Here is a 15834-nt window from a genome sequence, read left to right as displayed (position 1 = left end):
CCAATGTGGAAATTTTGAATTTGTTTCGACAGGCCATGGTGCTGGTCGTGATGCTGTCCGCGCCGCCGCTGGTCGTCGCCGTGATCGTGGGCGTCCTGATTTCGCTACTCCAGGCCGTCATGCAGCTACAGGACCAGACGCTGCCTTTCGCCATCAAGCTGGTGGCGGTCGGGCTGGTGCTGGCCATGACCGGTCGCTGGATCGGCGTCGAGCTGATCCAGCTGACCCTGTTGGCTTTCAACATGATCGAACAGATTCGCGCATGAGGCCATAATGCTGACCCTTGATACTCTCGAACGCCTGTACGACTTCATTTTTGCCCTGACGCTCGGCATGGCCAGACTTTATCCCTGCCTGTTTCTGGTGCCGCTGTTTTCGTTCACGCTGGTCAAAGGCCTGCTTAGAAATGCCATTGTGTTGGCCCTGGCGCTGGTGCCGGCCTCCGCCATCCAACAGCAGATGCAAAACACGACGCTCAGTTGGCCGCTGCTACCAGCCCTGTTACTCAAGGAGCTGGCGGTCGGTCTGCTAGTAGGCTGCGTGTTGGCGATGCCTTTCTGGCTGTTCGAATCCGTAGGGGCATTATTCGATAACCAGCGCGGCGCCTTGATCGGCGGACAACTCAACCCCGCGCTGGGCAGCGACGCCACGCCCCTCGGCCATATGATGAAGCAGCTATTAACGCTGATGCTGCTGCTGACGCTGGGACTTTCCGGGCTGACGCAACTGATCTGGGACAGTTATCGCCTGTGGCCCGCGCTGGTCTGGCTGCCGCCGCTCAGCGAAAGCGGCTTCCACGCCTATCTTGGGCTACTGGCCGACACCTTCACGCATATGGTGATTTTCGCCGGGCCGCTGGTGGCGCTGTTATTGCTGCTGGAATTCAGCATCGCGATGCTGAGCCTGTATAGCCCGCAGTTGCAGGTCTACGTGCTGTCCGTACCCGCAAAATGCCTCGCCGGAATGGCGTTCTTTATCGTGTATCTGCCGGTGCTGCAATATCTTGCGGAGGGCCGGATTCAGGCGCTGCCGGACCTGAAGCACGTTTTGCCGCAGTTTTTCCCCGCACTTTCCTGACGGACTCTCCGAGGCTGACGCATGAGCGAAAAAACCGAAAAACCGACGCCGAAAAAACTGCGTGATGCGCGGCGCAAAGGCGAAGTCGGCCAAAGTCAGGACATTCCCAAACTGCTGATCAGCGCGGCGCTGCTGGAAATGATCCTGGCGCTGGTGAACAACGGCATGGAAAAGCTCGAAATGCTGATGCAGCTGCCGTTAAAGCGCCTCACCGATCCGTTTGGGCATGCGGTCAACGAGATCGTCGGCGAGGCGCTGAGCCTGCTGGCGACGCTCTGTCTGTTGACCATCGCGGTCGCCATACTGATGCGAATCGTCGGCGCCTGGCTTCAATACGGCCCGTTATTCGCGCCTGAAGCGCTCAAATTGGATTTTAATCGGCTAAATCCCGTCAATCAGATCAAGCAGATGTTTTCTACGCGTAAGCTGACGGAGATGCTGACCAACGTTTTGAAGACCGTCACCATCGGCATTATTTTCTACCGCGTGGTGGTTCCGCAGTTAGAGTGGTTGGTCGAACTGGCTTACGGCAACCTGGACGGTTTCTGGCACGGCGTCGCGGCGGTGCTCCAGCGCGTGGCGCGCACGACGCTGGCGGCGCTGCTGGCGCTGGCCGTGCTCGACTTCGGTCTACAGAAATACTTCTTCATGAAACAGCAAAGGATGAGTCATGAAGATCTTCGCAACGAGCACAAGGATGCCGAGGGCGATCCGCATATGAAAGGACAGCGTAAATCGATGGCGCGCGACATACTCAATGCCCCCGCCAAACCGCGTCCGGCTGGCAAGGTCGAAGACGCCGATTTACTGCTGGTCAACCCCACCCACTACGCGGTGGCCTTGTTTTACCGCCCCGGACAGACCCCGCTGCCGCGTATCCTGTGCAAAGGCGAAGAGGCGGAGGCGCGTCAGCTTATCGCCCGCGCGCATCAGGCCAAGATTCCGGTGATTCGCTTCGTCTGGCTCGCCCGTACGCTGTATCGCCAGCCGGAAGGCCATTACATTCCAAGAGATACCCTGCAGGCCGTTGCCCAGGTTTATCGGATGCTGCGGCAGCTGGAGCAAGACACGGCCAATCCAGAAGAGGTGACCGATTGGGATAACGCGCCCATAAGGTAGCCTTCGCCCGCCAACAGGACGAACATCATCGTCCGCCCAGCGCGAGGTCATGCCGCTTAATTCGGTAAAAATTTAGAAATAGTTTCAATATAATCCTGCACATCCGTTCACTATCTGGTATTACTCAAAGCATGGTAATTCATTGAACTCAGCGCAGAATCGCCTCCCCGGCAACGGCCACGACGGTCTGATCGACAGGCAAAAGACTCTGCGCTTCGGCGTGTAATAGGTAAGACAACCTCTATGTTCAAATCGTTTTTTCCTCATCCCAAACTGTTCTTCTCTTCCGCCGCGATCTGGACGTTGATCTGCATCGTCATTTGGTACGCGTTTGCGCGTCCGCTGGGCGCCGACCTGCTGAATCTGGCCGCGCATCCGCTGCCGCACAGCGCGGCCCGTTTCGTGAGTCGGGAGTTTCTGTGGTTTTACGGCTACTACGCGCTCTCCGTCGGGCTGTTTGCCGCCTGCTGGTTTATTTTTAGCCCGCACCGCTGGCAGCGCTGGTCGATTTTGGGTTCAGCCTGATCGTCTTCGTGACATACTTTTCGGTCGAGGTCGGCGTCGCGGTCAATGCCTGGTATGTGCCGTTTTACGATCTGATCCAAAAAGCGCTGGGCACCCCGCATGCCGTGGCGATCGAGTCGTTTTATCAAGAGCTGACGGTCTTTCTCGGCATCGCGCTGTGTGCGGTGATCGTCGGCGTCCTGAATATGTTTTTCGTCAGCCATTACGTCTTTCGCTGGCGCACGGCGATGAACGACTACTACATGATGCACTGGCCGCGACTGCGCCATATCGAAGGGGCCTCCCAGCGTATTCAGGAAGACAGTATGCGTTTTGCCTCTACCATCGAAAGTCTGGGGGTGAATCTGATTCAGTCGGTCATGACGCTGATCGCCTTCCTGCCGGTGTTAGTTACTCTTTCCTCCCACGTCACCGAGCTGCCGCTTATCGGCCATCTGCCGTATGCGCTGTTGATCGCCGCCCTCGTGTGGTCGTTGGCCGGAACCGGCCTGCTGGCGGTGATTGGGATTAAGCTGCCGGGGCTTGAGTTTAATAATCAGCGTGTCGAGGCGGCCTATCGTAAAGAACTCGTCTATGGCGAAGACAATGCCGACCGTGCAACGCCGCCGACCGTACGCGAGCTGTTTACCAACGTGCGAAAAAACTACTTCCGGCTCTATTTCCACTACACCTACTTCAACATTGTCCGTGTGCTATATCTCCAGGTGGACAACATCTTCGGGCTGGTCCTTTTGCTGCCGTCCATCGTCGCAGGGACCCTGACGTTAGGTCTGATGTCGCAGATCAGCAACGTGTTCGATCAGGTGCGCGGCTCGTTCCAGTATCTAATCAACTCCTGGACCACCATCGTGGAGCTGATGTCGATTTACAAACGTCTGCGCAGCTTTGAGTCCATCATTCACAACGACGACGCCCCGAATTCGGACTACGTCACCACCCCGGATGCCTGACGGCAATAGAGCGGCAGACGCTGAGCCTGCCGCTCTATCAAACGCGAAACCTATTGGCCTATGCTCAATAGTTGCTGGTGCGAACATCAACTGCCAGCAGATAGCCAAAATACATTAGCCAAACACATCACTCCCATCATCCGACTTAACTTACTCTTGAAAATAAAAATTCAACTGCATGTTTTTTTAGCACTTTTATGTATAAGCATTCGCTTCTTTTTTCACAAACCCAATGATAGTGTTAATAAAATTAAACATTAAGGATGATAACGATGTTTCAATACAAAATGGTTCAGATCCCTCCAAACATCTCGGTAAAAGCCAAAGACAACAAGCAAGGCATCGCCGCTCAGTATCTCGAAGATGTGGTTAACGACTATGCACAGGACGGATGGGAGTTTCAGAGAGTCGATACCATTGGCATCGAAGAACGGCCTGGTTGCTTCGGGCCGAGTAAGATCGGTGTCGTAAACCATTATGTCATCACGTTCAGAAAAGAGCGCTGATGAAGCTACGTGGCTTGAGTCTAAGGCTGATCCTGTTGTATCGGAGGTTTGCACCCGCCAAGGTCAGAGATCGATGCCGTTTCCACCCATCTTGCTCTGCCTACGCACTTATCTCTATCAGACGGTTCGGCACCATCGCTGGTTGGAAGCTTGCCATCGCACGACTGCTGCGCTGTCAGCCCCCTAACGGCGGCATTGACTACCCGCCCCAAGTTCCACCGACCGAATAGACCGTGCTCAAAAAATAAAGCCCCGGGCATTACGCTCGGGTTTTATTTTTTATGTCGCCTGCATACCGCGACCTGAGCTAACTCCATTCCGTTGTGGATGCGCGGTCAGGCATGATCAATGCTGTGCGCCACGGAGTTTTTCCCCACGGCGTCTTAGCACTTCCATCACAATGAGTAACAGCAGCGCGGCTCCCACCATCATCGACGCGGCCGCGGCGATAGTCGGGTCCAGGTTTTCACGGATCCCGGCGAACATCTGGAGCGGCAACGTGCGCTGGCGCGGGCTCGCCAAAAACAGTGTGACGATCACTTCATCGAATGACGTCGCGAAGGCAAACAACGCGCCGGAAAACACCCCGGGCGCAATCAGCGGCAGCGTCACCTTGCGGAACGCCAACAGCGGCGGCGCTCCTAAACTCGCTGCGGCGCGGGTGAGGTTTTGATCGTAGTTTTTCAATACGGCCGTGACGGTAATGACCACGAACGGCACACCCAGCATCGCATGCGCCAGCACCAATCCTAAGTAGCTGTTAAGCAACGAGAGTTTGGCGAAGAAGAAAAACATCCCGACGGCGACGATCACCACCGGCGCAATCATCGGCGAGATCAATACCGCCATGACCAGCGATTTGCCGCGAAATTCACCGCGCACCAGCCCGACCGCCGCGAGGACGCCCAGCACGGTCGCCAACAACGTCGCCAGCGGCGCGATCAGCAGGCTGTTGCCGAGAGAGCTGAGCCACTCGCTGGAGTGGAAAAACTCGCGATACCAGCGCAGCGAAAAACCAGCCAGCGGATAGCTCAGAAACGATCCCGCATTGAACGACAGCGGCACAATCACCAGCACCGGTACAATCAGGAACAGCAGCATCGCAGCGCCGTAAAAATTAAAGAACGCATTCCATAAACGGATAACCAGCGCGCCTTGTTGTCTCATTTCCCTGTCCTCCAGTTATTGCGCGGCAATTTCAGCGTTGGTGCGAGTCACACGGATATAGACCACATACAACAAGGTCACGATCACTAGCAGTTGCGTTCCCAGCGCCGCCGCCATCCCCCAGTTCATGGTGGTATTGGTGAAGAACGCCACGAAGTAGCTCAACATCTGATCCCCTGGCCCGCCCAACAGCGCGGGCGTGATGTAGTAGCCTATCGCCATCATAAAGACCAGCAGCGCGCCGGCGGTCACGCCCGCATAGGTCTGCGGTACATAAACGCGCCAGAAAGCGATAAACGGATGCGCGCCTAGCGAAATGGCGGCGCGAACGTAGTTGGGCGAAATCCCCTTCATCACCGCATAGAGCGGCAAGACGAAAAACGGCATCAGGATATGCGTCATCGAGATGTAAACCCCGACGCGGTTGAACACCAACACCAGCGGATGGTCGATGATATTCAACGCCAGCAGCGAGCGGTTGATAAGCCCGCCGGACTGCAACAGCACAATCCAGCTCGCCGTGCGGACGATCAATGAAGTCCAGAATGGCAAAAGCACGAGGATCATCAGCAAATTAGCGCGATTAGACGGCTGCTTAGCCAGCCAGTACGACAGCGGATAGCCCAGCCCCACGCATAACAGTGTCACCACGCCAGCCATTTTCAGCGTGCGCAACAGCACATCGACATACAGGGACTGTTCCGGCGGCTGTGCCGTAATTTCGCCCGTCTGCGAATCGACCCGATGGTCAAACACCGCCAGCAGGTAATAGCTGGTAAACGGACGAGAAGCGCGCTGGAGGGTTTTCCAGGTGTTCAGATCACCCCACAGCGGCTGATCGGCGATCAGTTGTTCACGTACCGAGTCAGAGTCCGCAGGCGGCATTTTGCGCAGCGTGCGGTTGATTAAGGTGCGGTACTGACCATCTTCATACCCCAAACGTTTGGTGATCGCCGCCACCTGCCCGCCGCTGCGAGCCTGGCGGAGATCGGTGACCAACGCTTTGAACACTTCCTCATCGGGCACTTCATTGCCCGACCACTGCTGCATCGCGGCCACTGTGGTGGGCATATTGGTACGCAGTTCAGGATTGGATACGCTTTTGCCCAGAATCGAAAAAATGGGAAACAGAAAGCTGGCCAAAATAAACAGGAACAGCGGCGCGATCAGCAGCAGTGAACGTTTTTTATAACGCGACTGGGCATGACGCAGCTGCTGTTTCAGGCTGGCGTTTTCCAGGTGATCGGCCGGTGGCGCGGCGGCCACCCTTTCGCTCTGGGTCATCGATTTTCTCCTTACTCTTTCAGACCGTCACGGGATTACTGCTGGGCAGCCCAAGAATTAAAGCGCTGTTCCAACTCTTCCCCGTGATCGATCCAAAATTCGGTATCCACTGCCAAAGACTGTTCCAGGTTTTCCGGCGCTGTCGGCAAGTTGGTACGGATGGCGGCAGGCAGCAGTTCGTTGGTTTTGATATTGGTAGGACCATAGGCGATGTTTTCCGCAAAGACCTTCTGGTTTTCCGGCTGGTTGGCAAAGGCGATAAACTGTTCCGCCAGCGCCTTGTGCTTGGAGCCTTTAACGATGGCCCAGCTGTCCAGATCGTAAATGCTGTCTTTCCAGACGATATTGATGCCCGGCTTTTCTTTCTGTGCGACCGCCACTCGGCCATTGTAGGCGGACGTCATCACGACATCGCCGGAAACCAGCCACTGCAACGGCTGGGCGCCGGACTCCCACCACTGGATGTTAGATTTGATTTGACCGAGTTTCTTGAACGCGCGATCCACGCCGGCGGGCGTTGCCAGCACTTTGTACAGATCTTCACGCTTCACGCCGTCGGCCAGCAGGGCGATTTCCAGCGTAAACTTGGCACTTTTGCGTAAGGCGCGTTTGCCGGGGAATTTCTGTACATCCCAGAAATCGGCCCAACTGGTCGGCGCCTGTTTCAATTTGTTGGCATTGTAGGTCAGCACCGTCGACCACACGAAGATCCCGGCGCCACATTCGGAAACAGATCCTTTGACGAACTGAGATGGATCGCCCAGTTTTTTCCAGTCCAGCGGCTCCAGAAGCCCTTCGTTACAGCCGCGCAGCAGCTCCGGGCCTTCGACTTCGACAATGTCCCAGCTGATCTGGCCGGTTTCCACCATGGCACGCAGCGCGCCATTTCGCCGTTATATTCGCCGGATTCGATCGTCCCCTTGCCCGCGGCCATAAACGGTTTGTAGAACGCTTTATCCTGCGCGTCCTTATTGGTGCCACCAAAGGAAATCACGGTCAGGTTTTCGGCCCAGGCCTGAGAGCTCATTGCGACAATCAGCGCGGATAAAGCAAATTTTTTCAACATAATCTGGCTCCTGGTAAAAGTGTGAACGCATTGCCAAACGGCGGCACTTTAGAGTTGTGAGAACAGTCATTGCTGTGATGAATAATCCCCTCTTTGTAAAAGCATATTTCGTGCCACTTTAGGCGTGAAAACAGGGAAATGAGACGGCACACGGTGGAATAAGGACATAACGCGAATATGTGCAGCACGCACGTTTTTACAGGGGAAAATGAGGGGGATAATTTGCTTTAGCATGGTGCACTCGAACAGTTCGAATGCACCACGATGTTACGAGGAGATGACACGGGATCGCCGTGTCAGTGCGTCATCAGGCTGAAGGCGTAAGATCCACGCAGAGGTATTTCATCTCGAGATACTCTTCGATGCCAAAGCGCGACCCTTCGCGACCCAGTCCGGACTGCTTGACGCCGCCGAACGGTGCGACTTCGTTGGAGATAAGCCGGTGTTAATGCCGACCATGCCGTACTCAATCGCTTCAGGCACACGCCACTGACGAACCGCGTCACGCGTGAAGACATACGCCGCCAGCCCAAACTCAGTATCGTTCGCCATCGCGATGGCTTCCGCTTCGTCCGTGAACGGGAACAGCGGAGCGACAGGACCGAACGTCTCTTCGCGTGCAAACCGCATATCGCGCGTAACATCGCCAATCACCGTCGGGGTGAAGAATGTGCCGCCCAGCTCGTGCGACTTGCCGCCCAGCAGCAGCGTAGCGCCTTTCGTCAACGCGTCATCGATGTGCTGACGCACTTTGTCGATGGCCTGTTCATCAATCAGCGGCCCCTGCGTGACGCCCGGCTCAGTACCGTCGCCGACCTTGAGTTTTTTCACTTCCTCGACCAACCGCGCCGCCAACGCAGGATAAATCCCGCGCTGTACATAGATTCGGTTAGCGCAAACGCAGGTCTGGCCGCTGTTGCGGAATTTGGAGGCCATAATGCCTTTCACCGCGACGTCGATATCGGCGTCGTCAAACACGATGACCGGCGCGTTGCCGCCCAGTTCCAGAGACAGCTTTTTCACCGTCGGCGCGCTTTGCGCCATCAGAATGCGGCCGACTTCTGTCGAACCGGTGAAACTCAGCTTGCGCACCACCGGGCTGTCGCACAGCACTTTGCCTACCGCTGGCGCTTCGCCGGTGATCACCTGCAAGACGCCCGCGGGAATACCAGCCTGAAGGGCCAGCTCACCCAGCGCCAAGGCGGTAAACGGCGTCTGTTCGGCCGGTTTGACGATCATGGTGCAACCTGCCGCCAGCGCGGGCGCGGCTTTACGGGTAATCATGGCGGCCGGGAAGTTCCACGGCGTGATAGCCGCCGTGACGCCGATGGGCTGTTTCAGCACCAGCAGGCGCTGATTGGCCTGCGGAGACTGGAGAACACTGCCCTCAACGCGTTTAGCCTCTTCCGCGAACCACTCGATAAACGTATTGGCATAACCGATTTCACCGGACGCCTCCGCCAGGGATTTCCCCTGCTCGGCCGTTAACAATGCCGCCAGATCGGCCTGATTCTCACGAATCAGACGCGCCCATTCGAGCAGTACGGCAGCACGCTCTTTGCCCGTGCGTTGACGCCATGACGACAGCGCAGTGTCCGCCGCGTCAATCGCCTGCTGAGTCTGTTCCGCCGTCACAAGCGGGATGGTGCCCAACGTCTCACCGGTTGCCGGATTGTTGACGCTGAGTGTTTCACCGCTCAGGCTGTCCTGCCATTGGCCATTTATAAGGCATGACTGACGAAACAACGCTTTATTTTTTAATTGCATGAAGCCACCTTTACTGAGTCAGAACGCGGGACAGGAGCGTCAGCGCCTGGTTGAACTGGGCATCGGGAATGGTCAGCGGATACAAGAACCGGATGACGTTGCCGTGCACGCCGCAGGTCAACAGCAGCAGCCCCTGATCCAGCGCCGCTTTCTGATATTTTTTGGTGATTTCCGCGCTCGGTTTGCCCGTCTGTGGGTCATTAAATTCCACTGCAACCATTGAACCGCGAGCACGAATATCCACGATTGCCGGGCAGTGCGATTTCGCCTGTTCCAGCGTCTCTACCAGTGTAGCGCCCAGCTTCTGCGCACGCTGGCACAGTTGCTCTTCTTCGATAACGTCCAACACCGCCAGCGCGGAAGCGACAGCGAGCGGATTCCCCGCGTAAGTCCCGCCCAGACCGCCCGGGCCAGGGGCATCCATCACCTCAGCACGCCCCACGACGCCGGAGATCGGGAAGCCGCCGCCCAGACTTTTCGCCATCGTAATCAGGTCCGCTTTGTCCTGGTAATATTCCATCGCAAACACTTTGCCGGTTCGCGCGAAGCCGCTTTGCACTTCATCGGCGATCAGTAACATGCCATGCTGGTCGCACAGCTGGCGCAGCGCACTGATGAATTCTGGCGGCGCTACGTTGAAGCCGCCTTCACCCTGAATCGGTTCAAGAATGATGGCTGCGACCTGATCGGCGGCAATGTCCGTGTGCAGCAAGCGGTCGATGCTTTCCATCGCCTGTTCGACGCTAATGCCTGATGTTCATTGGGATACAACGCATGGAAAATGGATCCGGGGAACGGCCCGAAACCCGTTGAGTAAGGGGCCACTTTGCCGGTCAGCGTCATCGTCAGCAGCGTACGGCCATGAAAAGCGGCGCCAAAAGCGATAACACCCGGGCGCTTGGTGTGCGCACGCGCAATTTTCACCGCATTTTCAACGGCTTCCGCACCGGTAGTGAAAAAAGTGGTTTTAGCCGGGCCGTCGATAGGCGCCAGTTCGTTGATGCGCTCTGCGAGAGTGACGTAGCTGCCGTAAGGCACAATTTGATAAGCGGTATGCGTGAAACATTCCAGCTGCTCGCGTACCGCCGCCAGCAGTTTGGGGTGACGATGCCCCGTATTGAGAACGGCAATCCCCGCAGAAAAATCAGTGTATTCATTACCTTCTACATCCCACAACGTCGCATTTTCCGCCTTGGCCGCAAAAAAATCACACATGACGCCGACACCACGCGGTGTAGCCGCCAAACGACGTTGATTGAGTTCGCTATTTTTCATTTTGTTTGCTCCGATTCGATGAACTTACGCATTGCTTGCGGCTGACGATTGACGTCTGTTGTTGCTATTTACCTCCTGCATGGTTCTATAATCCAGTGCCAGTTTATAAAATTTGAGGGATCCAATTTGCGCTCGCTACTGACAGACCTGCTCTTGCAGGGGCTGGAAAACCAGCAGGAAGGGACACTGAACAAACGGCTGAACGATGCCATTCGGCTGGCGATTCTCGAAGGCGCCATTGCGCCCGGCTGTCGTCTGCCATCATCGCGGGATTTGGCGCAGCAGCTGTCGTTGTCACGCAATACGGTGATCGCCGCGTACGAACAGCTGTTGGCGGAAGGCTATATCGAGACGCGTACCGGCAGCGGCACCTACGTCACCGAACAATTGCCGTCCGTCGCCGTTCCCCCACTGCGAGATAATAGCGAAAGCGCCGTGCGGCCTGCCTTGCAAGAGCTGTCGCGACGCGGTATGAATTTGCTCGGTTATACCGGCGCCTCGGCCCGTCAGTGGGGGGCATTCATGCCGGGGATCCCGGATATCACCTGTTTTCCCCATGATTTATGGCGGCGGCTGCAAACGCGTATCACCCGTCGAATGAAGCCGGAACAGCTCTCCTATTCCCCCAAAGGCGGCAGCCCTGAACTTCAACAGGCGCTGGTCGACTACCTGCGCGTCGCGCGTTCGGTTGAGTGCCGTCCTGAGCAAATTCTGATTACGGAAGGCACGCATCAGGCGATGGATTTGCTGGCGAAAATGCTCTGCAATCCGGGGGATTTAGCCTGGCTGGAGGAACCTTGCTACTGGGGAATGCGCAATGTGCTGACCATCAACGGGCTGCGCATTGCGCCTGTCGAGGTGGATGAGCAAGGCATGGTGCCGCCAGAAACCATCTCGCCCCAGTCTATTCCGCGCCTTATCTGTGTCACGCCATCGCATCAGTATCCCCTGGGCGCAGTGATGAGCCTGGCGCGCCGTCAGCGCTTGCTCGCGCTGGCGCAAGAGCATGGCAGCTGGGTTATCGAAGATGATTACGACAGCGAATTTCGCTTTTCCGGCAGCCCAATCCCGGCGCTACAGGGATTAAAGAATCAGCCACCTGTGATTTATATCGGCACGTTTAGCAAGACGCTCTATCCGGGTTTGCGAGTGAGCTACATGGTCCTACCGATGCATCTGGCGCGAGAGCTGAAAACCGGTCACGACGAGCTATATCGCGGCGGCCACATGCTGACGCAGCTTACCCTGAGCCAGTTTCTGCGCGAGGGCCACTATGCCGCCCATATTCGCCGGATGCGTCTGCTGTATGGCCGACGGCGTACGTTGCTCAGCGAGCTGATCGTCGAGCATCTGGGCGAGGACTATCTGGGCTATAACAGCAACGCGGGCCTGCACCTGATTTTACGGCTGCCCGACGCGACCGACGACGTGCTGCTCAGTAGTCGCATAATCCAACGCGGCGTGATGGTGAAACCCCTCTCCAGCTACTATCTCCGCCCTCGCCCACAGCGCGGGCTGCTGCTGGGATACGCCTGCGTCAAAGAGGAGGACATGGCGCAAGCGTTCTCCGTTATCGTGAACTGTATGAAGGAGATGCGCACGCCCTCAACGCCGACTTAACGGCCATCGTCGGGGCACTATTTTGGTGCCTTCGCCCACGATCGCCCTCACCATTATGAGGCATCACTTTTTTCAATAGGCCGCTGAGTCAGTCGAAAAACTGTTCAACCTGCCCAGTCATTCATCGGTGAATGGAGATACTTCGCTCACTTATTTTGCGCGTGGTAACCCTAAGATAACCGTCCCGCGCAGCGCCTATCGGTAACATGTTCACCGCGACGATCTCGCCATATCACCCCATATTTTTCATGCAGGCATGATTTATGCATGGACAGTGGAATACAGACACAGTGAGAGAGTGGCTTAATGAAAAACTTTGTCAGCTTCAAAAATATTCAAAAGACCTATGATGGCGATCGGCTGGTAGTCAAAAACCTGAACCTGGATATTCAGGAAGGCGAATTCTTGACGATGCTCGGCCCGTCAGGTTCAGGTAAAACCACCAGTTTGATGATGCTGGCTGGATTTGAAACCCCGACGCAGGGCGAAATATTGCTGCGCGATATTCCGCTGCATAATCAGCCTGCACATCAACGTGGGATCGGTATGGTATTCCAAAACTACGCGCTGTTTCCGCATATGACCGTGGCGGAAAATCTGGCGTTTCCGCTCTCCATTCGTCGTCTGAATCGCAGCGATATCAAAGAAAAAGTCGACCGCGTGCTGGACCGTGTAAAACTGACCAGCCTCGCCGATCGTTATCCGGCGCAGATGTCCGGCGGACAACAGCAGCGTGTGGCGCTGGCGCGCGCGCTGGTGTTTGAGCCGCGCTTGGTGCTGATGGACGAACCACTGGGGGCGCTCGATAAACAGCTGCGTGAACATATGCAGTTGGAGATCAAAGAGCTGCATCGCGCGTTGGACCTGACGGTCGTTTACGTGACCCACGATCAGAGCGAAGCCATGACGATGTCAGACCGGGTGGCGGTATTCAATGACGGCATCATCCAGCAAATGGACAGCCCAAGCGATATCTACGAACGGCCGCAAAATGCTTTCGTGGCGCAATTTATCGGTGAGAACAATACCCTGATCGGAACGCAGTCAGGCAGTGACGGCGACTATTACAACGTGACGGTGGGTGATGGCACCGTACTGAAAGCGCTGAAGGTACGCCCCAGTTCCCCAGGTAAAACCATTTCGGTCTGCATCCGTCCGGAACGGGTCAAAATCAACGCCGACCCCCTGCAGCCCGGTGCTCAACAGGTGAATGCTCGGATCAGTCAGTTTATCTATCTCGGCGACCACGTGCGGATGATGACGGACGTCGCAGGACAATCCCAGTTTATGGTCAAACTGCCGGCGAGCGATGTGGACCCTTCCTGGAAAGTCGGGACCGGTGTGAAACTGTCCTGGATGCCGGAAAATCTGCGTGCATTGGATGTGATCACGACACATTAATGTCCGCCATTCCCGTCCCAACAACCGCCTTGATGTAAGGCGGTCAGACTGGTGCGAAAATGGCCGCTGTCCTGTTTCGCGCCAGCGCTCCGTGTCCATCGCGACAAACGTGCCGTCAGGTTGCCATTGAAAACCGCTTTCAGGCGATGTCGTGAGCCGGGCTCTCGGCCCGCAATCGTTTCGCCCACGTTTCTTCACCATAAAAAAAGGCGGCTTTCGCCGCCCTTTCGGTTACTTGAAACCTGAATTACATCGCGGCCGCAAAGACGGAAACGATTTCAGCGTGCGTTCCTTGTCTCGGGTTGGTCAGGCTGCAGGCATCTTTCAGCGCATTGTCCGCCAGCGTGTTGAAGTCTTCTTCTTTTACGCCCAGCTCTTTCAGACCGGTTGGGATGCCAATGTCGCGAGACAGTGCGACGATAGCGGCAATCGCCGCTTCGGCCGCATCGGCGTCGCTCAGGTTAGCGACGTCAACACCCAGGCTTTCGCCACGTCTTTCAGGCGAGCGGCGGCAACAGCGGCGTTATAGCGTACAACATGCGGCAGCAGCACGGCGTTGCAAACACCGTGCGGCAGGTTATAGAAGCCACCCAACTGGTGAGCCATTGCATGTACATAGCCCAGAGATGCGTTGTTGAACGCCATCCCCGCCATGAACTGCGCGTACGCCATTTGCTCACGCGCTTCCATATTTTTACCGTCGTGGACCGCATTGCTCAAATGCTCACGAATCAGCTCAATCGCTTTGATGGCGACCGCGTCGGTGATCGGGTCCGCCGCCGTAGAAACGTAAGCTTCGATCGCATGCGTCAAGGCATCCATACCTGTCGCCGCCGTCAGAGAAGCCGGCATACCCACCATCAGAGCAGGATCGTTAATGGACATCAGCGGGGTGACGTTCTGATCGACAATTGCCATTTTCACGTGGCGAACTTCATCGGTGATGATGCAGAAACGTGTCATTTCAGAAGCCGTACCCGCCGTGGTGTTGATGCCAAACAGCGCCAGCTGCGGACGATGTGATTTATCAACGCCTTCGTAATCGGCAATCTGGCCGCCGTTGGTCGCCAGCAACGCAATGCCTTTCGCACAGTCATGTGAAGAGCCGCCGCCCAGAGAAACGATACAGTCGCAGTCATTGGACTTCAGCAATTGCAGCCCTTCGTCCACGTTTTTGACCGTCGGGTTAGGCTGCACGCCGTCATAAACAGCGCTGAAAACCTGATGCTCATCCAGCAGAGTCTGAACAGAGGCCACGACGCCAATTTTGTTCAATACGCTGTCGGTCACAATCAGCGCTCGTTTGAAGCCCTGCGCCTGAATCTGTTTAGCGGCTTGCTGTAAAGAGCCTTCTCCCATCAGGTTTACTGCCGGAATATAAAATGCGCTACTCATGAGGTTTCACCATATCCATTGATTTTAAATGTTAACTGACGGCAATCCTATCACCGAGATACGCGAGTTAAATTGATTTAAAACAACTTAAACCTACCGATCCTAGAGCGATTGAAGGGGTTATTATGATGGGAGTCAATTATCGGCACGAGATTGTTAAAGAAATGATAATTTCTTTCGAATCCCGAAGGGCATCAAAACAGACTGGAAGACCACGAGGATCCCCGTGATAGCGTTGAGTGACGGGGAGTTTACCGCTGCGCGGATTATTCTAGTAAAAAAAAATAATAAATTTAAGTAACAAAAGTAAATGAGGGTAATGAAAAAAGGCGTGGTGGGAAATAAGAGAGGGAGAAAGAGAATATATTCATGTCCGCACCGATGAGATGCGGACAACCCGTGCAATGGGCTAACTGCGAATCTTACGATAAATCCACAGCACCACCAGGGAACCGATGACGGCGACGATGAAACTACCGAAGTTGAAACCATCTACACGGCCATAGCCGAAGAAGGTACTGATATATCCGCCGACGACGGCGCCAATGATGCCCAGCAGTATCGTCATGAAGAAACCGCCGCCATCATTCCCCGGCATGATCCACTTGGCGAGGATACCCGCGATCAACCCGAAGATAATCCATGAAAGAATGCCCATACCTACCTCATCTCGTTAGTGACT

General features: G+C 55.8%; 10 protein-coding genes and 5 pseudogenes. 8 read left to right on the top strand and 7 right to left on the bottom strand.

The genetic code is table 11. The features are described 5' to 3' along the window. The first annotated feature begins 5 nt into the window (after nucleotides 1-5). The 6 genes and pseudogenes from sctS (at nucleotide 6) to yidD (ending at nucleotide 4407) form a co-directional block, all read left to right on the top strand. Complete coding sequence (sctS, locus tag AU509_RS12690) at nucleotides 6-266, top strand: type III secretion system export apparatus subunit SctS (protein WP_094118514.1); 261 nt, start codon at nucleotides 6-8, stop codon at nucleotides 264-266. Between the two features lie 7 nt (nucleotides 267-273). Then, nucleotides 274-1077: a type III secretion system export apparatus subunit SctT gene (gene sctT, locus AU509_RS12685; protein ID WP_085653532.1), complete on the top strand. Its 804-nt coding sequence runs from the start codon at nucleotides 274-276 to the stop codon at nucleotides 1075-1077. Nucleotides 1078-1098: 21 nt separating this feature from the next. Continuing rightward, nucleotides 1099-2196 carry a type III secretion system export apparatus subunit SctU gene (gene sctU / locus AU509_RS12680; protein WP_085653531.1) on the top strand — a complete coding sequence of 366 codons (1098 nt, stop codon included), beginning with the start codon at nucleotides 1099-1101 and terminating at the stop codon, nucleotides 2194-2196. Nucleotides 2197-2439: 243 nt separating this feature from the next. After that, nucleotides 2440-3671, top strand: a pseudogene (gene sbmA / locus AU509_RS12675) (peptide antibiotic transporter SbmA). Nucleotides 3672-3943: 272 nt separating this feature from the next. After that, nucleotides 3944-4177, top strand: coding sequence for a DUF4177 domain-containing protein (locus AU509_RS12670; protein ID WP_085651827.1), 234 nt, complete (start codon nucleotides 3944-3946; stop codon nucleotides 4175-4177). Then, a complete protein-coding gene (gene yidD, locus AU509_RS19115; protein ID WP_094118513.1) occupies nucleotides 4177-4407 on the top strand; it encodes a membrane protein insertion efficiency factor YidD in 231 nt (76 codons plus the stop codon). Before AU509_RS12670 ends, yidD begins: the two co-directional genes overlap by 1 nt. Before the next feature lie 115 nt (nucleotides 4408-4522). Here the strand turns inward: yidD and AU509_RS12660 are convergent, their stop codons facing one another. The 5 genes and pseudogenes from AU509_RS12660 to AU509_RS12640 all read right to left on the bottom strand — a co-directional run bounded on the left by AU509_RS12660 (nucleotide 4523) and on the right by AU509_RS12640 (nucleotide 10676). Continuing rightward, nucleotides 4523-5344, bottom strand: coding sequence for an ABC transporter permease (locus AU509_RS12660; RefSeq protein WP_085651829.1), 822 nt, complete (start codon nucleotides 5342-5344; stop codon nucleotides 4523-4525). A gap of 15 nt (nucleotides 5345-5359) precedes the next feature. Then, entirely contained in the window at nucleotides 5360-6628 is a 1269-nt protein-coding gene (locus tag AU509_RS12655; protein WP_094118512.1) for an ABC transporter permease, read from the bottom strand. Between the two features lie 35 nt (nucleotides 6629-6663). After that, a pseudogene (locus tag AU509_RS12650) lies at nucleotides 6664-7694 on the bottom strand (ABC transporter substrate-binding protein). Between the two features lie 307 nt (nucleotides 7695-8001). Next, nucleotides 8002-9461: pseudogene (locus tag AU509_RS12645) on the bottom strand (NAD-dependent succinate-semialdehyde dehydrogenase). Between the two features lie 10 nt (nucleotides 9462-9471). Beyond that, nucleotides 9472-10676 (bottom strand): annotated as a pseudogene (locus AU509_RS12640) (4-aminobutyrate--2-oxoglutarate transaminase). Between the two features lie 186 nt (nucleotides 10677-10862). On the opposite strand from AU509_RS12640, the gene pdxR reads away from it, so the two are divergent. Next, nucleotides 10863-12356 carry a MocR-like pyridoxine biosynthesis transcription factor PdxR gene (gene pdxR, locus AU509_RS12635; RefSeq protein WP_085651834.1) on the top strand — a complete coding sequence of 498 codons (1494 nt, stop codon included), beginning with the start codon at nucleotides 10863-10865 and terminating at the stop codon, nucleotides 12354-12356. Nucleotides 12357-12662: 306 nt separating this feature from the next. Then, nucleotides 12663-13757 carry an ABC transporter ATP-binding protein gene (locus AU509_RS12630; RefSeq protein ID WP_094118511.1) on the top strand — a complete coding sequence of 365 codons (1095 nt, stop codon included), beginning with the start codon at nucleotides 12663-12665 and terminating at the stop codon, nucleotides 13755-13757. Nucleotides 13758-14004: 247 nt separating this feature from the next. On the opposite strand, the pseudogene yiaY reads toward AU509_RS12630, so the two are convergent. Together yiaY and AU509_RS12615 are read right to left on the bottom strand one after the other, a co-directional pair. After that, a pseudogene (gene yiaY / locus AU509_RS12620) lies at nucleotides 14005-15152 on the bottom strand (L-threonine dehydrogenase). A 409-nt stretch (nucleotides 15153-15561) separates the two neighbouring features. Next, a complete protein-coding gene (locus AU509_RS12615) occupies nucleotides 15562-15810 on the bottom strand; it encodes a GlsB/YeaQ/YmgE family stress response membrane protein (RefSeq protein ID WP_085651838.1) in 249 nt (82 codons plus the stop codon). Nucleotides 15811-15834 lie beyond the last annotated feature (24 nt).

This window comes from Lonsdalea britannica, from assembly GCF_002111595.1.
Taxonomy (GTDB): domain Bacteria; phylum Pseudomonadota; class Gammaproteobacteria; order Enterobacterales; family Enterobacteriaceae; genus Lonsdalea; species Lonsdalea britannica.
This window is presented reverse-complemented; position numbering and strand designations above follow the sequence as displayed.